Here is a 19,466-nt window from a genome sequence, read left to right on the forward strand (position 1 = left end):
GGTGCAACAAAACTAAACTCGCCCAGAATTATGGGTAGAATTCTGTTAGGGATATACTGAAGGTTGCAAATCATCACTCATTCATTACTGAAGGAGTCAGTCGTGGCTGGTCAAAAAATCTTGGTAATCGATGACAGTAAAGTCATCCGCGTCCGAGTCCGAGAGATGTTGCCTCAGGGTAACTTTGAAGTTCTAGAAGCAAAAGACGGCGAAGAGGGACTCAAACTGATCCGTCAAGCCCGGCCAAATCTAATTATGTTAGATTTCCTACTGCCTAAAGTCAGCGGTTGGGAAGTGTATCAAAAAGTGCAAGCCCATCCTGAGCTTTCTAAGATACCTTTGGTGATCATGTCGGGCCGCGAAGAAGAGGTGATGGAAAAAATTCCGAAACCCTTTGAGAAGCATTTTTTTGCATTCATCGCCAAACCGTTTGAGAAGAAGCAGCTAACCGAGGCAATCAAATCGGCGATGGTACTGGCCAAAAAGAAACCAGTGCCGGAAGCCCCAGCAGCAGCCGCTGCTGCACCCACTTCCGGAGCGGGCGCCGCCGAAATTCAGGCGATGACTGCGAAAATGGCGAAAATGCAAGCGGAAATTGATGCACTCAAAAAACAAATGACTCAAGTGATTACCATCATCAAGCAGAAATTGAAATAATTCTGCTGTTTTTTGAATGCACTTATGTAGAAGGAAACTTCCACACCGTGAAACTTTCAGTTGAGTCTCAAAGGCTGCGATTTTATCGGCATTGTTTTGCCAAATTGTTTGAGCGAGTGCGATCGCCAATAGCCGGGAACTGGTTTCTCAAAATCCCAGTGAGAAAATCAATTAAAAGTTAAAAATAAAACAAGGGAGGAAATTAATTATTAATTTATATTAGGATTTTTAATTCCCGCTCGCTCCACACTCAATTATCAACTCCTCAGTCTCATTTTTTTGGTTAATGACTAACGACTATTCCGATTTTTTGCCTCAACTGCGTGCCTCAACAGAGCAATTATTGAAAAGATTAGACTGCTTCGATCAAGCGCAGGTATTAGCGATCGGAGATTTGACCTTGGACGAGTTTCTTACCGGACAAGTAGAGCGAATTTCCCGCGAAGCACCTGTGTTGATTTTGCGCTACGAAAATACTCAGCAAGTACCCGGAGGTGGCGCAAATGCTGTCTATAATTTAGCCAAACTGGGAGGCAAAGTAAAAGTTGCTGGTTTGGTGGGAAAAGACGACCAGGGAAAGGCTTTGTGCGGTATTTTTGAGGCGGCGGGAATTGATACGGGTGGGATTTTAATCGATTCGCAGCGTCCAACTGTCACCAAAACTCGAATTTCCGGGCACGCGCGGCAGTCGGTGACTCAGCAAATTGTTCGAGTCGATCGCAAATCGGACGAGTTGCCGGATTTAGATTTGCAGTTGCAATTGGCAGACTACATCCGGCAGCAAATACCGACAGTAGATGCAGTGGTTTGTTCCGACTACGGCGACGGAGTTTGGACGAATTTGGCGATCGACTCGGCAGTGGTTCCCGGCAAAACAATTGTAGACGCTCAAACAAATTTGCAGCGATATTCTGGAGCAATGTTATTTACTCCGAACTTGCCAGAAGCCGAGCAAGCCGTCGGATATGCTATCAAAAACCCTGAAAATTTAATGCAAGCAGGACGCGATTTATTGAACTTAACTCAAGCTCAAAAAATCCTGATTACTCGCGGCGAAGAAGGGATGACTTTGTTTGAAAGGGCGATCGGCGAAGAAATCAAAAATTCACCCCCTCCAACATCCATTTGTGACAAGGGGGAATTTGCCATTCAAAGTTGGGACATTCCCCCTTTTAACAAGACTGATGTATTCGACGTAACCGGTGCTGGAGATACAGTCGTAGCAGCAATGACTTTAGCTTTGTGCGTCGGTGCATCCGGTTGGGAAGCGGCAGTTTTGGGCAATTTGGCAGCTAGTATTGTCGTGCGTCAATTCGGTACGGCAACGACGACAGCAGACGAAATGAAAGAAGCTTTGAAAACGATGATTGCAGTATAGGGGTGGGTAAGCTGTACTGCATTTAAATTGCCGATTTCGGGCCTTGCTCTGAGCAACGGGCCACAATAGTTTGATTACTGGTTACTGGTTCCCAGGCTCTGCCTGGTAACGCAGATCCGGAGGATCAGCCTCCAATTTTACCATCGCTTTTCGAGGCAGAGCCTCTGGATATCGGTTCCCAGGCTCTGCCTGGGAACCAGTTAAGAGCCTGGGAACAAGTTAAAATTCCCAATTCCCAATAACTACTTACTCTTTTTCAAAAGTTGCCCCTTGTCATCAATTGTCAAACCGCTATTGGGAAAATCGCTCTTTGTCAAACGGTTAATCAACCCCACAGTCCTAAAATTGTTATCAACAGCCGGAACACCTCGTCCGTCAAGTTGGACTGGGATAATCTTACCAGAAACAAAATCCCCTTGCGGCGTCATTTTCACATCCAAAATTAGAGATTGACCGAGTGCTCCAGCCGTGGACAAAGTGCGATAACCCAAAAAATTTCCCAGAGAATAAGCAATCAATTTCCCTTTATAAAGTTCCATCGCTCGGGGAACGTGCGGGCCATGTCCCAAAATCAAATCTGCTCCCGCATCAATCATCGTCCGCGAAAACAAAACCATATTTCCCCGGTTTTCTCCGTAAAAGAACTCAGTTTTATTTCTCACATTCAGAGCTCCCGTTCCTTCAGATCCAGCATGAACTGATATCACTACAATATCAGCGTTTTGCTTGGCTTTTTTGACAACTTCTGATCCTGCTTTCAGTTCCAGCAAAGAATTGTGAACGTCGCCGTAGTTGCTGAAACCGATAAATGCAAAATTCACACCCTTGACATTTTTATAAACAATTTGATCTCTTTTACCAACAGCCTTCATGCCATTGCTGTCGATGTTTTTAATCGTGTCATTAAATCCCTGCTCGTGAAAATCGTAAGAGTGATTGTTGGCAATACTCAAAATATCAAAACCAACATCTTTGAAGATTTTGGCATAACTCGGAGGCGTCCGAAAGGCAATCAGCATTCGTCCGCCGCCTGCTTTGGAACTGTAAGGATAATCGGTCATCGTGCTTTCAAAATTGCCAAAGAGAATATCAGCTCCTTTGAGGTACGGTTTTACTGACTCTAATAACATCTCTTTTTTTGCCGGCAGTTTGTTGTAGGGATAATTTGTGCCGGGGATCATGTCGCCAACTGCTTTGATACTGACAGTTGCGGGCAAAATGGCAGGTTTTTTGGCAGCCGGAGAGGGCGATTTTGGAGCGGGAAGGGGTTTGGCTGCGGGTGTCGATCTCACTTCTTGTACCGCAGGCTTTGACGTGAGAGGGTTATTAGTAGCGGTGGTTGGGGATTTGTAAAGTTGAGAAGCCAGAACAAAGCCGGATATCGGTACGAGAATTAGACTCAGAGCACCGACTGACCGCCCAGATTTTTTAGTTTTAGTGCCTGCTAATTCTGGCTGCGGTGATGGCTTTTGCTGCCTTTGATTTGGGGGTTTTGGAGTGGGGATTTTAGGGGGTTGGGGCGGAGATTTTTCTGGTGTTTGAGTGGGCGCAGTTGTGACATTTTGAGTTTTTTCTAGGTTGGGCAAAGTCACAGGAATGGGAGAAGCGGCTACACTAGCGGCTACTGCTGCACTCGCAGCTACTGCGGCATTTACGGCAACTAACGGACTCACGGGTGCGGAAGTCAAGCGTTTTTTTAATTCTACCGTCTGAGTCCAAGCGGGCAATTGCTGGCCACTCCGCCGCCCGTAAACTGTCACGGAGTAAAGGTTATTTGGTTGCAGCCGCTGCAACCCTTTGACTGCGACTCGGAGACAGGCTTCTTCTGCGGGTAAATGTTCTGATTCCAGCAGCAGGTGCAGGGTGTCATTTTCCCGGCTGGCTTTAGCCGTGACGCCGAAGCTTTGGAGTGCTTGGCTGATCAGAAAGGCGATCGCCCTAGCATCGCCTTCTTTTGCTAAATTTAAAATATCTTGTTGGCTCACAAACGCCTCTACTCTCACACTAGAAATTTAGCTCGATCTTATATCAAATTTGGCGGCACAGCATTAAATACCGATTGATTTAACTTAAGTAAGTGGGTACAAATAAACAGAAGGTGGGGGGAGGGCGCGTGCGTGAAAGGGCATACTCGCTCTCACTATAGCTTCTAACTAAATCCCACCCTTCTTTTACAAGATAGTATGATTTTTGGCGCTTGCTAGCTGAATACAATATTTCCTAACGGTTATCTTAGTCGATCGCCAAAACACTTCTATCCGGCATAATTGCCCCCTTCAAATTAACATCGGTCAAATCAGCGCTCTCTTTCTTAGAGCATTTTTGGTAAATAAAACTGGTTTGTGAGCGTCGAGAGTGCGTCCTGGAATGTACGGAAAATATGCGGTTTAGCAACGAAGAATTAACGAAAAAACCGAGTTTCTCGTTACCAGTGCCCATCCCCCTGTCCCACTTGGGCCCAAATTCAGACAAAAACGATCGACCGGCAGGCTCGGAAGCTTGTTAAACTCTTGGTCATGCCAGGCTATTAGTGAGAAATCGACGGCGAGCCACAATCGTCTGCTAGCGCCCCCGCAGTGCTGCGCTGCGGGGCCTGCACTGCACAATGCACGTAGGTGAGATTAGCTGCAATCAACTTTCGGGATGCCGCTGCTAAAGTCGCGCCCGCCGATGTAGTTGTTCGTTTTAAACTAATTAAACTAATTATTTAAAGGAGTTGCACGTCAATGACACAATTGTGCTTATAAGATCTGGCTCAGTGCCCTCTCAAACCAGGGTTTTTCGCTAGTCTGGTGCTATTTGTGAGTTAGTTAAGCCCATAGCAGCTAGGATCGAGCTAACTCAAGGTTAAACTAAAGCTCGTCATGCGGCGTTGCCTCTCAAAACCCGGATTGAGTCTTATGGCGCATTACCGCTCCTCTGTATGTTTGTTCACCTGCATTGCCTGTCTGGGCGCTGTGTTCAGTCCAAGTGCGGACGGAAAGCACCAAGCTCTCAATGCTTCCTACCGGGCTGTTTCCCCAGAAATTGCTCAGGCGAACTCTCCCCCGAACGATCGCCAGGATTCCAAGCCTCCAAAACCGTCTCCAGCGCCCGATAAAAACAAATCTCAGCCGTCCAAAACGTCCAAATCTAATTCTAAGCTCCCGAAATCGGTATCCAATTTGATCGTCATTTTGTCTCGTCAGCGGGGGCTCTTAATGTTGGGTTTGGCAGCAGTTGTCGTCACGGCAGCGGCAGTATTTATCCTGCTCAAATTAGTTAGCAGTGACGAGTCAAATTATTCTAAGCGAAGACGGGGAAGATTTGAGCGCCACAACCCAAGAAACTCTCAATTTACTAATAATCCCGATTCTCCTACAAACTCGCACGCAATTACACAGCACAAGGCTTCTTTTGGGCTATCAAAACCGCTGTCAGCCTTGCCCTACCCTTTGGATTTGCCAAAAGACAACAGTCTCGACAGCAGCGATCGGTCTTTTATCAGGGAATCCGGGGAATCAGAATCCGAGGATGCAGCATTCGAGGGCGATAGAATTAATTCCGACACCTCGCCCTTGGAGACTCACACCAATGGGTACAGCAACACAGGTTTCAACATTCCCGAAACAACTAATCAAGCCGATTCCCTAGCGAGTCTGAAGAAAGATATTGCCCTTCCCGAAACGGATGGTAGACCTAAAGTTGATATTATTGAAGCACTGATTGAAGATTTGCAGCAGCTAAATCCGGCAAAGAGGGGCAAAGCAATTTGGGAACTAGGCCAGCGGGGAGATTCCAGGGCAGTTGAGCCGTTGCTCGATTTGCTAGCAAATTCCGACTCCAAGCAGTACAGTTTAATTTTGGCAAGTCTCTCGGAAATTGGCATTCGCACCCTCAAACCCATGAATAATGCGTGGTCAATTTCGCTGCAGAATGAAAATCCCGAAGTGCGTAAAAATGCAATTCGCGACTTGACACGGGTTTACGAATTGGTGAATCAAATCAGTTACTTGTTGCACCGTGCCACGGACGATCCAGATCCCGAAGTTCAGGAAGTTGCTCGCTGGGCAATCAATCAGTTGAATCGCCTCCGTCCGCGTTCTGGGAGGGATTAATAAATGTAGCCATTTTCAAATTATTGGAAAATTAAGATTTGAGATGGGAGAATTTATAATTTAGATTATGTTAAAATTAGTGAATGCTGACTAATGACTAATGACTAATGACTAATGACTAATGACTAATGACTAATAACACTTTAAAACTCTTGTTCCTGTCAACTTCGGTCGGTCAACTAGGTTCGGGGTTGGGTGGCGGTGTCGAACTTACAGTCCTGAACATTGCTAAAGAATTGCAGAGTCGTGGTCATAAAATAGCAGTTGTAGCGCCGATAGGCTCAGTCTTAGAATCAATTCCAGTAATCGAAATAACGGGTGATTTGCAAGTAACGGCCCAAACACAAGATTACAATGATCCTATTGTGATGCCCGCAGATTCTGTGCTGGCGAATATGTGGGAATATGCTCGCCAAGTTCAGGATGAATGGGATGTCATTGTTAATTTTGCCTACGATTGGCTGCCGTTTTATTTGACAGCATTTTTTAGGACTCCGATCGCACATTTGATCAGCATGGGCTCCCTTTCCGCAGCCCTCGATCGCATTGCAGGACAAACGGCTGTCCAGTTTCCTGGTACGATCGGAGTTCACACCGCTTCTCAAGCAAAAACATTCGCCTTTGCCGATGAATGTCAGTTGTTGGGAAATGGCATAGATTTATCCCTGTACGAATTTTGCAACAAACCACAGTCTAAATTAGCTTGGCTAGGCCGCATTGCCCCGGAGAAAGGCTTAGAAGATGCAGTAGCAGCAGCGAAAATTACAGGCATTCCCCTGAAAATTATGGGCAAAATGCAAGATGAGGATTATTGGCAAAAAATTTGTGCAGATTGGCCAGATGCTCCGGTAGAATATTTAGGGTTTCTGACAACAACCCAAATGCAAGAGCAAGTCCGTCAGTGCCGAGCATTGTTGATGACGCCACGTTGGGTGGAAGCTTTCGGAAATGTCGCGATCGAGGCTTTAGCGTGCGGTGTGCCGGTGATTGCTTACGAGCGGGGGGGGCCGGCGGAAATTGTTAGAGACGGACTGACGGGCTTTTTAGTGGAGCCTGATAGTGTAAATGGCTTGGTAGGTGCGATCGCCCGCTTAGACCAAATTGACCGCAGCGCTTGCAGGCGACAAGCAGAGGTAGAATATTCTTTAGCAGCTTTGGGCGATCGTTGTGAACAGTGGTTCCAATCTATCACTGCTAGTAGGGTGCGTCAGTAATAATACTGGCACATTTTTAGAAAGATTCGCTGACTGATGCACCTTACAAGTTTATTGAACCGCAATTCAAATCTATTCTAAAATTGAGTTAAATAAACTCTTAATCGACCACACAAAAAGCAAACAGAAAAAACTATGGCAACCGAACGTTTAGTGCTTTTATCCAGTAGAGAAATCGAAAAAATGCGCCAAGCAGGCCGTTTAGCGGCCGAACTTCTGCTACATCTCGAACCCCTGGTAAAACCAGGTGTCAGCACTCTGGAAATTAACGACGAAGCCGAACGCTGGACTTTGGCACACGGAGCAAAAAGCGCTCCGCTAGGCTATAAAGGATTTCCCAAATCTCTGTGTGCAAGCGTCAATGAAGTAGTCTGTCACGGCATCCCCAATGCAAAACAAATTCTTAAAGAAGGTGACATTATTAATATTGATGTAACACCTTTAGTTGATGGTTATCATGGCGATACTTCCAAAACTTTTTTTGTGGGCAAACCTTCACCTGTAGCGAAAAAGTTAGTTGAAGTAACCGAGGAATGTTTAAGAAGAGGAATTGCGGAAGTCAAACCGGGTGCTCGTACTGGCGACATCGGTGCCGCGATTCAAGAATATGCTGAAGCACAGGGTTTTTCTGTAGTGCGAAATTTTGCGGGACACGGGATTCACCGAGTCTTTCACACTGAACCGGAAATTCTGCACTACGGCAAGCGGGGCACAGGAAAAAAGCTCAGACAAGGCATGGTTTTTACGATCGAGCCGATGATTAATGAGGGCACTTGGGAAGTGGAAATTCTCGCCGATGGTTGGACTTCTATCACCAAGGATGGAAAGCTTTCGGCTCAATTTGAACACACTCTGGCTGTGACTGATTCAGGGGTGGAAATTCTGACTTTGCCTTAGCAATCATTAACAAACAATCTGAAAAACTCACTGGTAAATCAATAATCAACCATATCCCGTAGGGGCGGGTTTCACCGACAATATCTAATGATTATCAACAATCTAGATCAACCCACCCCGCCATAACCGAGCACCTACATCAACCTGAAATTTGCATCGAATCCGCAAATGTAGGTTTGTATTTATGGGTAGGTGGGGGCGGGTTTTAGAGATTATCTGTTTCAGTCATAAATTGTCTGTAAAACCCGCCACTACAGAATTACCATCGATTCACCAAACTCGATATAACTAATAACTAATAACTAATGACTGACATAAAATTTCTGCAACCAGGAGATTTGCTCAAAGTAATTGCCCCTAGTGGCACTTTGCGAGAATCAACCAACTTTGAAAAGGGTGTAGAAATTTGGAAATCCCGCGGCTATCGACTTGAATTAACACCGGGTTTTGACGATCGCTGGGGCTATTTGGCCGGTTCCGACGAAAACCGCGTCCGACAGTTGGCAGATGCCCTAAATGACCCGGATTGTCGCGGTATTCTCTGTGTTCGAGGCGGTTTCGGCAGCACTCGACTTTTGGAAAAAGGAAATGTGGGAAAGGCGGAAAATTCCCAGTTTCCAACTCCCGATTCCCATCCGCCAAAATGGTTAATCGGCTTTTCAGATATTACGGCTTTGCTGTGGAATCAGGCTAAATTGGGTGTTTGGGGCGTTCACGGGCCGATGCTGACAACTTTGGCGGATGAACCGGATTGGTCTGTCGATCGACTTTTTGACTGCATAGAAGGTCGTCCCTTACAATCTTTGCAAGGTAAAGGATGGGGCGGCGGACAAGCCACCGGGCGGCTGTTTCCTGCGAATCTGACGGTGGCTTCTCATTTGCTCGGAACCCCGTATCAACCGGATTTGACGGGGGTTATTCTCGCATTTGAGGATGTTTCTGAGGTTCCTTACAGGGTCGATCGAATGTTGACTCACTGGCGGATGGCGGGGGCTTTCGCTGGGGTGCGGGGCATTGCTTTGGGGCGCTTCAGTCGTTGCGAGATTGAGCCGAGTATTCCCAGTTTTAGCATTGAAGAGGTTTTGCGCGATCGGCTGGGGGATTTGAATATTCCCATTGTCTCGGATTTGCCCTTCGGCCACGAGGGAGTTAACGCTGCTTTACCGATGGGAATTATAGCTAGTCTTGACGCTGATTCGGGATTGCTCAGTTGCGGGTAAAAACTACTTTTTAGATAGCCTGAAAATCATTCATCAAAGTTCTGTAAAAGTATTGTCGATTTCAGAATATTTAAGGTGCGTTCTGCATGGTAGCGAAAAAGAAACAGAAATAAAGCATAGGATGATAGTAAAATTATCACGAAAAATGGGATGATTTCTAAGGGTGGTTTTTCGGTGACAAAGAAAAATACAAGCCAACCCAATCCCAAAAACAGTAAAAAGACAATAGATAAAGTGGGAATAGTCATCTTCAAGGGCAACACCGAACCGCCTTCAATGTCTTGAATTTGTCCTGTCGCCACCAAAAAGCCTCTCCAATCTCCGCCAGTAATTGTCGCGCGGAGGAAATCACCATCAAGCTCGATTTGGTAGCAGTAAAGAATTCGGCTCCCCCCTATTATAGCTTTGCGAACGATTAAACCTGTACGAACTTTGGCAGCAAGCCGTTGGCGGACTACTTTTTTGGAAAATGGTATATGAAGGGTTGCTTCCCGGTAGGGCAAGAGCGAGTACAATAGTTTGAAGAACGGATTTAAATTTAATGGCATAGCAAAAAACACGATCGTGAATTGCATCAATTGCCACTACCTAATTCTAAGCAGCGATGTTTCATTCTATCAAAGTTTTCAACCTCCAAGCACTATAAGTAAATCTACGGAGGTTTTGGGCGATCGACATTGTGCGATCGCGAATCGCGAGAGGTTTGCCCGTACGTTCACGCTATATGTAGAGGGGTGGCATACATCCTGCCAGATAATAGTTTACAGCAACAAAATAGTCCTGTCGGGTGAGGCTAACACTAGATAGCCAAAATTACATTTAAAATGGATTATATGTGCAAATGTCGCTGCCCACACAGCCAAAAGATTTTAAAACTTTCGCAAAGAGGTTGATATGAGAACACACAACTTGTTAAACAGTATTGCTGCCGCAGTCCTAGTTACGGGATTGGCACTTACGGGGATTTCCTCTAGTGCAGTTGGCGAACTGATAGGGAATAACGATCGCATAGATGGAGTAATTCGCCGCACTTCCCCCATTTACCGTTTCCGAAATATGTGGGTTCCGGGTTCTCCGACGGAAGAATTGCGCGGTCAAGAATACACATTCAGCGCCAGGGAAGGCGATAACATTGAAGTGTTTTTAGACACAGATACAAGGAGCGGTTTTGCTCCCGTAATGGTGCTGTTTTACGGGAACAACAAACAAGTCGCTTTTACCCAAGACCGTTCTTTTAATTATCAAATTCCCCGTAGTGGGAATTATAAACTGTTAGTGTTAGCAAAAGATGCAGCCAGAGGCGGTAGCTACACGCTGGAAGTTTCGGGAATTGATGGGGGCGACAGACGAGCTCGCAATTCGCGGGACGATTGGTACACGAGGCGAGATGACGATCGATATGACGGTCGATATGACAGAGAACGGCTTTTGCAAAATGATTTTGACTTGCAGTCTGTTGATTGTCGCGAGAGACGTTCTCTGGTGAGAGTAAGGTTTGACGATGGTAATCAAGATTCAACTTACTGCGCTGTCCCGAATAGAAGGTTTCCGGCGGGAGATTATTACTACAATTCACGGACTAGAGATTTAGACTCGGCGAGGCGGAATGATAGTAGATTCGATGGGGGCCGCGATCAATGTCGGGTAGTAGTGGGCGGAGTCTGTGTGACGAGATAGTTTCGATTTAACTCAATTGGTGTAAGTCCCACACCGTAACTGTACCCGGTTCGGTGTGGGGATATAAGCCAAACAAAAATATAGAAAGAGTTGGCATATAGAGTTGATTTGAGTTAATATATAGATGGTTGCGACCCACTCACTCGGCTGTAATAACAAAACGGTCATAGTAGCAGTAATATGCTTACCGGGAAACTGCCAGAGAAAGGAGGAAAAGGCAGACCGCTGGTTAGTATGGTATGCCCTGCTGTAAAAAATAACCCATGTTTGTTGTACGAAAATAGTTTTTGGTCTTAGGAAATAGGACTTCTGCGTGGGTTCCCTACGAGGGGATAAAGGGCGTAAAAGCCCAGAGATGCTGTGTAAGACTCCGATCGTCTTTGATGACGAATATTCAGCAATGAATATCCCCAATAGAGCGACGGCAAACGAGACACGAAGCCCGAATTATAACGGTACTCCGTTTAGTTTGGGTATTTCACAGATCGACTAAGTTACATCTTTGAGAGCCGATCGCGAATTGTTCGGAGATTTTTTGACAACGCTCATGCTGCCGTCGGTTTCCAGCACGACTGCTTCGATTTCTTCGATCGACGCGCTGCCCGTCCCCCGAATCGCCGCCCGAATTTCCTCTTCACTCACGCGCTGCTGCCGCATCGCCACAGGCAGAAATTGGCCTTGGTCGAGCAGCATAGTAGGTTCGGCTTTGATGAGATTTTTTACCCACTTTACCCGCACGGCAAGCCACGTGACGATGAATTGCAGCCCGATGAGCAAGCCGAGGGCGAAAACGCCCTCGACGAGCGAAACGTCTTTTGACATGATGACAGTCGCCAGCGTCGAACCGAGCGCTATGGTAACGATGAAATCGAAGGCATTCCACTTCGACAGAGTTCGCTTGCCGGAGGTCAGCAGCAAAAAAATCAGCGCGGCGTAAGCGGAAACACCGAGGGTCAAAATCCGAATTATTTCAAACCAATTGTCAAAAAACATATTTTTATTTCGCCGTCGTGATTTTCCGCGCTTTGCCGCTGCACCAGTGCTAGAGGCTTCGTCTGCTTGAGGTCGCGGTCGCGGGTTCTGTTAGTTTCCATTGTCAGTCTAGCAGAAGGGTCGATGCGAAAATTCCCTATTAACAATAGTTTCAGGTATTAAGAATTTCTTGACCGTGCCAGAAGGTTGCTATCGAACTCAGCCACTTTCCTCATCTCCCTCCCCGCCGACAGATGAATTTTTTGTCAAAAAGGACGATCGCACAGTGGTAAGCTACCAAAGGCATTGAAATATCTAAGGTAGAGAAAAGTTAAAATGTCGGCATTAAATGAAGTTCCCTTGTTGTTGCGGGCAGCCCGCGGCGAAACCCTAGACCGCCCGCCCGTATGGATGATGCGCCAAGCCGGTCGCTACATGAAAGCCTATCGAGATTTGCGAGAAAAGTATCCCTCGTTTCGCGAACGTTCCGAAATTCCCGAAGTGGCGATCGAAGTTTCCCTTCAGCCGTGGCGCGCGTTTCAACCCGACGGCGTAATTCTGTTTTCCGATATTGTCACCCCCATGCCCGGTTTGGGTATTGACATGGACATCGCCGAAGGCAAAGGCCCGATTATCCACTCGCCCATCCGCACTCAGCAGCAAATCGACAACCTGCAACCGCTGAACCCGGAAGAAAGCTTGCCGTTTATCAAAACTATCCTGAAATCCCTGCGCGAAGAAGTCGGCAACAAATCCACCGTGCTCGGTTTTGTGGGCGCGCCCTGGACTCTGGCGGCCTATGCCGTTGAGGGCAAAGGTTCTAAGGATTATGCGATCATCAAAAACATGGCATTTTCCGATCCAACTTTACTGCATCAGTTGCTGTCGAAATTCGCCGATGCGATCGCAGTTTACGTGCGCTATCAAATCGACTGCGGCGCGCAAGTAGTGCAAATGTTCGACTCTTGGGCCGGCCAACTCTCCCCGCAGGACTACGACACCTTCGCTCTACCTTACCAGAAACAAGTATTCGAGCAAGTCAAAAAAACCCATCCCGACACACCGCTAATTCTGTTAGTCACCGGTAGCGCCGGCCTCCTCGAACGCATGACAACATCGGGCGCGGATATCATCAGCGTCGATTGGACTGTTGACATGGCCGACGCACGCCGACGTTTGGGCCCCAATATGAACGTTCAGGGAAATCTAGATCCGGGCGTGTTGTTTGGTTCTCAACCGTTTATTCGCGATCGAATTCTTGATACAATTCGCAAAGCGGGCCCGCGCGGACACATCCTGAACTTGGGACACGGCGTGTTACCGGGAACTCCCGAAGATAACGTGCGTTTCTTCTTTGAAACGGCAAAACAAGCCGACAAATTGCTTGCAGTTGCTGCTTGAAATTGATTGCGAACAGGTTTTAACTGGTTTTAACTGGTTCCCAGGCTCTGCCTGGTGAACCTATATCCAGAGGCTCTGCCTCGCGTAAAATGGAGGCAGAGCCTCCGGATCTGCGTTACCAGGTCAGAGCCTGGTAACGAGTAACAAAAACACACAATATTTGTAGGGACACGGCAATGCCGTCTCCAACCGTGAAAAAAGGATACGGCAATGCCGTTTCCCTACCGCCCTTAAAAGCGTCAAATCCTCCCTCTTCCCCTGCGGCAAAATGAACTCCAAAAAAATTTTTGTGACGGGTGCAAGTGGCTGTATCGGTCACTACATGGCCGAAACTTTGATTCAAGAAACAAACCACGAACTTTACTTATTAGTTCGCAACCCCGAAAAATTAAAATTTGACTGGAAAGCCCGCCCCGGCATCCATATAATACAAGGCGATATGCGAGATATCGATCGACACGCCGAACTTTTGCAAACAATTAATGTCGCAATTTTAGCTGCCACTGCTTGGGGAGGAACTCAAGAAGTGTTTGACGTTAACGTGACCAAAACTCTCCAACTAATTCAACTACTTTCGCCACAGACTTGCCAACAAGTAATTTATTTTTCAACGGCCAGCATTCTCGGTCGAGACAACAATTTGCTCAAAGAAGCCGGGGAACTGGGAACCGATTATATTAGCTCAAAATACAACTGCATGGTACATTTGTCAGCCTTGACAAATGTGCCTCCAATTACGGCACTTTACCCGACATTAGTATTGGGAGGAGACGCTGAAAAACCAGTCTCTCACTTGTCATCAGGCCTGCCACTGGTCGCCAAGTGGATTGGTTTGATTCGCTGGTTTAAGGCCGATGGCAGTTTTCACTTCATCCACGGCGCAGATATTGCCAAAGTAGTTAATTATTTAGTTGAACATCCGCCTGCTTCCGAGGAACCGCGACATTTTGTGCTAGGAAATCCGGCGATTACAGCTAATGAAGTGGTAGAACAAGCTTGCCAGTATTTGAATAAAAACATATTTTTTCGGATTACTCTCTCACCTTGGCTGGCCGATTTCTTTATTTGGCTGTTCCGAATTCAGGTGGCTGCTTGGGATAGATTTTGCATCAGCTACCGCCATTTTACCTATCAAAATCTTGTGAATCCCGAAAGCATAGGAATGCCGAGTTACTGCGGCACAGTTGCCGATATGTTAAGAACTAGCGGGATTCCCGGCAAAAATTCAAATTAGGGGAGAAGGAAGAGGGAAGTTCGGCAACGAGCAATGTACGGGATGTAACGGATGTAACGGATAAATGTGGAGGAAAAAGGAAGAGGAAATGTGCATCAAACTACTAATGTAGGCCACACCATAAGCACTTTACGAGATATATGTAGGGTACGCCTCGGCGCATTTTACGAATAATGTAAGTTTTTCAAATTCTTTTTTGCCTTAGTCCCATGCTTTTTAAATGCGATTATCGTCAATTAAGGGTCAAATACGATAAGATATCAGCATTTGCACACTTTAACAGGGAACTGCAAGCTAAAAATTGCGCTCAATTTGTTGGTTTTAGGGGGTGTCACCCCTCGCCAGATATTCGATCGAGTGCAAGATCGTAATTTTAGCCTTAACATGAAGTCTTGAGAGTCGATCGAACTCTCAAACACGCCAGCCCGATCGCAAGTTGTTTACTGATGTGAGGTTTAACATATAATGCGAGTTCTTCTAGTTTACCCGCTGTTTCCGAAAACATTTTGGTCTTACGAGAAAATCCTAGAATTAGTCGATCGTAAAGTGCTGCTGCCACCGCTGGGTTTGGTAACAGTAGCAGCTATTTTACCCCAAGAATGGGAATTTAAGTTAGTCGATCGCAATATCAGACAAATCACTGAAGCAGAATGGGAATGGGCAGAGCTCGTTATTCTGTCGGCAATGATTGTCCAAAAAGAAGATTTGCTAGACATTATTCGCGAAGCAAAACGGCGCGGTAAATCCGTAGCTTGCGGCGGCCCTTACCCGACTTCCGTACCCGAAGAACCTCAAGCAGCGGGCATAGATTACCTGATTCTCGACGAAGGCGAAATCACCTTGCCGATGTTCGTCGAAGCAATCGGGCGTGGCGAAAAAAGCGGAATTTATCGATCGGACGGCGTAAAACCCGATGTTACCACAACCCCTGTCCCCCGCTTCGATTTGCTGGAATTAGACGCCTACGACTCGATGTCAATTCAATTTTCCCGAGGCTGTCCTTTCCAGTGCGAATTCTGCGATATCATCGTGCTCTACGGCCGCAAACCCCGCACGAAAGAACCAAAACAATTAATCGCAGAATTAGACTATCTCTACAACTTGGGCTGGCGGCGCGGCGTGTTCATGGTTGACGACAACTTTATCGGCAACAAACGCAATGTAAAACTGTTGCTAAAAGACTTACAAGTTTGGCAAGAAGAGCACAAATTCCCGTTTACTTTCAACACAGAAGCATCCATCGATTTAGCTCAAGACCAAGAATTGATGGACATGATGGTTGCTTGCAATTTCAATGCAGTATTTCTAGGGATTGAAACTCCCGATGAAGAAAGCCTGCAAATGACGAAAAAATTCCAAAATACCCGCAATTCCCTGATCGAATCCGTAGAGTTAATTGCCAAATCAGGTTTGCGAGTAATGGCCGGATTTATCATCGGATTCGATGGCGAAAAAGCAGGCGCAGGCCAACGCATTGTAGACTTTGCCGAAGCAGCAGCAATTCCGAGCACAACCTTTGGAATGTTGCAAGCTTTGCCGCACACTGCATTGTCCCACCGACTAGCAAAAGAAGGGCGGTTGCGCGACAAATCGGGCAACCTCAACCAGACAACTTTGATGAACTTCATTCCGACGCGGCCGCTAGAAGATATCGCGAGGGAATATGTTCAGGCATTTTCTGATGTGTACGATGCTGAGAAATATTTAGACCGCACCTATCGCCACTTCTTGATGCTGGGTGCACCTACAGCAAATATACCTGCAAGAATTCCCAGTTGGATCGACTTGCGAGCACTGTTAACTGTGGTTTGGCGGCAGGGAGTCAAGCGCAAAACTCGGTGGAAGTTCTGGCATCATTTGTTCAGCATTCTCAAACGCAATCCTGCGGTTTGGGATCACTATTTAACAGTGTGTGCTCACAACGAGCATTTCCTGGAATACCGCCAAATTGTGCGGGATGAAATTGAAGCTCAATTGGCAGACTTTTTGGCTAATGAGTCTCAAACTGTATATCAAGAACCTGTTGCTGTTGAGGAAAAGCAAGTGCAAGTGGTTTAGGGTTCGAGAATTCAACCGCAGATGAACGCAGGTAAACGCAGATCAATGTAAAATTGTCTGCGTTTATTTTGTTTTTAATCTCCTTTCCAGGTTCTGGCTGGAAATGTCATATCCTGCGGCTCTGCCGCCTGTTGAGAGCAGGCGAGAGAGCCTCCCGAGGGATTCCCAGTTTCTCACTGAAAAAGTGAAATACTACTATTGGCGGCAGCAGTTATTTCGGCAGGTAGAGGCGCGATCGCCCCCAACTATGAAAATCTAATTACAAGCTCAAAAATATCAAAATATCGATCGCCCTCAACCCGCCATGTTAGGAACAAATCAACTCAGAACAGCCGCTCTCTTAGGACTCCTAAGCGGCCTTCTCGTTTTAGGAAGTTATTATTTAATCGGCAACGAGCAAGGACTTTACATCGGTTTAGCGCTAGCCGCCTTCTCAAGTTTTAGCTCTTGGTACTATTCCGACACAGCCGCGTTAATGGCTTACCGCGCTCAGCCGATCGCCCGCAGCGAAGCACCAGAAATCTACGATATGGTAGCATCGCTGAGCGAAAAAGCCCAAATTCCGGTGCCGAAAATATTTCTAGTTCCCACTCAATCTCCGAACGCATTCGCCACAGGAAGAGACCCGGAACACGCGACAATAGCAGTTACTGAAGGCATCATCAAGCTGCTTTCCCGCGAAGAATTGGAAGGCGTTTTAGCCCACGAACTGACCCACATCCGCAACCGCGACACCCTCACTCAAGCAGTTGCAGGGACAATTGCCGGTGCAATTACATTTGTCGGGCGAATTCTGACTTTTGGAGCGCTTTACGGCCCGGTAACGCGGGATAGCAGACAAGGGGCGAATCCGTTTGGTTTGCTGTTTTTAATCATTTTAGCGCCACTATCAGCAACCGTAATTCAATTGGCGATTTCTCGGACGAGGGAATTTGCAGCCGACAGCGGTGCGGTGGAAATTACCAATAACCCGATCGGTTTAGCAAACGCGCTGCAGAAATTGGAGAAACTGGGTCATGAAATTCCCATGCACGGCAATCCTGCGATGTCGCCGCTGCTGATTGTGAATCCTTTTTCGACTAAAGGTTTGCAGTCACTTTTCCGCACTCACCCGCCGACAGAGGATCGCATTCAACGGCTATTGGAAATCGCACAGCAGCAGCAGCAAGGTACTCCAGTTATGGCCTACGTGCCCGGAATTTAATCGTCGAAAATGCAGCAACAATATTTAGAAACCCGGTGTTGTGAAGCAGCCGGGTTTCTGTATGTTTATAACGATCACTTTATGGAGCGACTAATTCTTCGAGAGGTAGAGGGCGAGCGCTTTCTCCGTAAATATCGCACAGTTTTGGAGTTACTGTGAGGGGTGATGCCTCCATTGAAAAAATTTACCCCACGCAGCAATTCATCAGGCTTGTTCTTTAAGTCCGGTGATGCTAGTAGTGGTCTATAAACTTCACCTTCATAGGGCGTCCAAACATATCCCAGACTGAACGATTGAAAAACCGAAGATGCTCCCGTTGCTTGCCAAACAGCTTCAGCTAAAACCAATCCAGGAAAAGCCAAGCCCGGCTCTTCAATCAATTCGCTGTAGGTTCTAAACTCATCTACTTCCATACCAACTAAAGCATACCGAAACGGTGGAGCAAACCGCAAACGCAGATACAGAAATCTACCTATTTCCGTCATTAAATAAGCACTTTCTGGAGTGTCAATGCCAATCTCACTGATCCCACTTGGACAAACTCGACACCACCAATTTTCTTCTATATCCTGAAAAATTTCTGCCCGACATTGGGAAACTCTACTGTTTGAGAGCAGGCAGAAACTTTTATTGAAATATTGAGCAAATTGCTGTGCTTCCGATTGCTTTGTGCCACATTCAGCCGATAAGCTAAACACCCATGCCATTGCTGTTCTCCCGTTGACTAAATTAAACTATCAAACTTTCTCCCATTCGCTCTGTGTCTGGACCAGGGCTGCTTCATATTTCTCTAAAAGCATTGTAGCGCTTGGCAAAATACTGACATGAGTTGGACTATCTTGCACAGCTTCAATATCTCCGACGATCTTGCTGTCGTCAATCTGCCAAAGAGGATCTTTTCCTGTTCCGCCAAATTTTGGGGGTTTGCGGGGTGGTGGTATGCCTTCGATAGAGAGGGATACAGACATTCCTTTTGTGTTTCTAATGGCTACAGTGACAGACTCCTCTGAAGACTTGCGTTCTATTTCTGGTAGTAAATAACCTTGTTCATCCAACCAGTCTTTGGGCACTTGCTGAACATCAATGTCCATACCGGGTCTGACTCCCAGTAGCCTCGCCTTGGGCCCAATTTTGGGTTTACCGTTTTCTTCTGTCATGCCTCGATAATAGAGTCTTGCCATTAGCCTTTCATCAGCCCAACTCGATCGCCAGACCAATCATAATGTAATTGCTGCATTGGTTGGATGCGATCGCTCTTTGTTTTTGCAGCTAATTCGTGAGATGTCACTGCTCATTTATTTTGATTTGAGTATCAGGGAGAGCGCCCTGTGATTGCTCTCCCTTAATACGATTACTTGCGATCGCACAAACGCGGGTTTGTCTGTTTGCCGTTGTCTGTTTCAGTCGGCTCATCGTGGAGTGCGATCGCAAAACGCAGATGATTTGGAATCATCTGC

At 46.6% G+C, this 19,466-nt stretch carries 16 protein-coding genes; 11 read left to right on the top strand and 5 right to left on the bottom strand.

What is annotated here, in order from left to right; genetic code table 11:
- The first annotated feature begins 102 nt into the window (after positions 1–102).
- Both NDI35_RS07485 and NDI35_RS07490 read left to right on the top strand, forming a co-directional pair.
- The gene (locus tag NDI35_RS07485; protein ID WP_445312171.1) at positions 103–657 is read left to right on the top strand and encodes a response regulator; all 555 of its coding nucleotides are present in this window, start codon (positions 103–105) and stop codon (positions 655–657) included.
- A 286-nt stretch (positions 658–943) separates the two neighbouring features.
- Positions 944–2,035, top strand: coding sequence for a bifunctional heptose 7-phosphate kinase/heptose 1-phosphate adenyltransferase (locus NDI35_RS07490; protein ID WP_445312172.1), 1,092 nt, complete (start codon positions 944–946; stop codon positions 2,033–2,035).
- Positions 2,036–2,277: 242 nt separating this feature from the next.
- On the opposite strand, the gene NDI35_RS07495 is transcribed toward NDI35_RS07490, so the two are convergent.
- Positions 2,278–4,020, bottom strand: a complete 1,743-nt coding sequence (locus NDI35_RS07495) for a CapA family protein (protein WP_445312173.1) — start codon at positions 4,018–4,020, stop codon at positions 2,278–2,280.
- A 915-nt stretch (positions 4,021–4,935) separates the two neighbouring features.
- Here NDI35_RS07495 and NDI35_RS07500 point away from each other — a divergent pair.
- The 4 genes from NDI35_RS07500 (at position 4,936) to NDI35_RS07515 (ending at position 9,463) form a co-directional block, all read left to right on the top strand.
- Complete coding sequence (locus NDI35_RS07500; RefSeq protein ID WP_445312174.1) at positions 4,936–6,132, top strand: HEAT repeat domain-containing protein; 1,197 nt, start codon at positions 4,936–4,938, stop codon at positions 6,130–6,132.
- A 128-nt stretch (positions 6,133–6,260) separates the two neighbouring features.
- Positions 6,261–7,346 carry a glycosyltransferase family 4 protein gene (locus NDI35_RS07505; protein ID WP_445312175.1) on the top strand — a complete coding sequence of 362 codons (1,086 nt, stop codon included), beginning with the start codon at positions 6,261–6,263 and terminating at the stop codon, positions 7,344–7,346.
- 135 nt (positions 7,347–7,481) lie between these two features.
- On the top strand, positions 7,482–8,243 hold the full coding sequence (map, locus tag NDI35_RS07510) for a type I methionyl aminopeptidase (protein WP_445312176.1): 762 nt from the start codon (positions 7,482–7,484) through the stop codon (positions 8,241–8,243).
- Positions 8,244–8,548: 305 nt separating this feature from the next.
- Positions 8,549–9,463: a S66 peptidase family protein gene (locus NDI35_RS07515; RefSeq protein WP_445312177.1), complete on the top strand. Its 915-nt coding sequence runs from the start codon at positions 8,549–8,551 to the stop codon at positions 9,461–9,463.
- A 26-nt stretch (positions 9,464–9,489) separates the two neighbouring features.
- Here NDI35_RS07515 and NDI35_RS07520 read toward each other — a convergent pair whose 3' ends face one another.
- Positions 9,490–10,038, bottom strand: coding sequence for a hypothetical protein (locus NDI35_RS07520; protein WP_445312178.1), 549 nt, complete (start codon positions 10,036–10,038; stop codon positions 9,490–9,492).
- Between the two features lie 319 nt (positions 10,039–10,357).
- Between NDI35_RS07520 and NDI35_RS07525 the strand changes: the two genes are divergently transcribed.
- On the top strand, positions 10,358–11,140 hold the full coding sequence (locus NDI35_RS07525; RefSeq protein ID WP_445312179.1) for a hypothetical protein: 783 nt from the start codon (positions 10,358–10,360) through the stop codon (positions 11,138–11,140).
- Between the two features lie 489 nt (positions 11,141–11,629).
- Here the strand turns inward: NDI35_RS07525 and NDI35_RS07530 are convergent, their stop codons facing one another.
- On the bottom strand, positions 11,630–12,133 hold the full coding sequence (locus tag NDI35_RS07530) for a DUF421 domain-containing protein (protein WP_445312180.1): 504 nt from the start codon (positions 12,131–12,133) through the stop codon (positions 11,630–11,632).
- A gap of 315 nt (positions 12,134–12,448) precedes the next feature.
- Between NDI35_RS07530 and hemE the strand changes: the two genes are divergently transcribed.
- The 4 genes from hemE (at position 12,449) to NDI35_RS07550 (ending at position 18,009) form a co-directional block, all read left to right on the top strand.
- On the top strand, positions 12,449–13,513 hold the full coding sequence (gene hemE / locus NDI35_RS07535) for a uroporphyrinogen decarboxylase (protein WP_333144146.1): 1,065 nt from the start codon (positions 12,449–12,451) through the stop codon (positions 13,511–13,513).
- A 268-nt stretch (positions 13,514–13,781) separates the two neighbouring features.
- Positions 13,782–14,747, top strand: coding sequence for an NAD-dependent epimerase/dehydratase family protein (locus NDI35_RS07540; RefSeq protein WP_445312181.1), 966 nt, complete (start codon positions 13,782–13,784; stop codon positions 14,745–14,747).
- 465 nt (positions 14,748–15,212) lie between these two features.
- Entirely contained in the window at positions 15,213–16,805 is a 1,593-nt protein-coding gene (locus tag NDI35_RS07545; RefSeq protein ID WP_445312182.1) for a B12-binding domain-containing radical SAM protein, read from the top strand.
- A 304-nt stretch (positions 16,806–17,109) separates the two neighbouring features.
- Entirely contained in the window at positions 17,110–18,009 is a 900-nt protein-coding gene (locus NDI35_RS07550; protein ID WP_190738289.1) for a M48 family metalloprotease, read from the top strand.
- A gap of 74 nt (positions 18,010–18,083) precedes the next feature.
- Here NDI35_RS07550 and NDI35_RS07555 read toward each other — a convergent pair whose 3' ends face one another.
- Both NDI35_RS07555 and NDI35_RS07560 read right to left on the bottom strand, forming a co-directional pair.
- Complete coding sequence (locus NDI35_RS07555; protein WP_445312183.1) at positions 18,084–18,716, bottom strand: hypothetical protein; 633 nt, start codon at positions 18,714–18,716, stop codon at positions 18,084–18,086.
- A 30-nt stretch (positions 18,717–18,746) separates the two neighbouring features.
- Positions 18,747–19,190, bottom strand: a complete 444-nt coding sequence (locus NDI35_RS07560) for a Tse2 family ADP-ribosyltransferase toxin (RefSeq protein WP_445312184.1) — start codon at positions 19,188–19,190, stop codon at positions 18,747–18,749.
- Between the last annotated feature and the right edge of the window lie 276 nt (positions 19,191–19,466).

This window comes from Microcoleus vaginatus FACHB-2002 (assembly GCF_040004035.1).
GTDB lineage: Bacteria > Cyanobacteriota > Cyanobacteriia > Cyanobacteriales > Microcoleaceae > Microcoleus > Microcoleus vaginatus_C.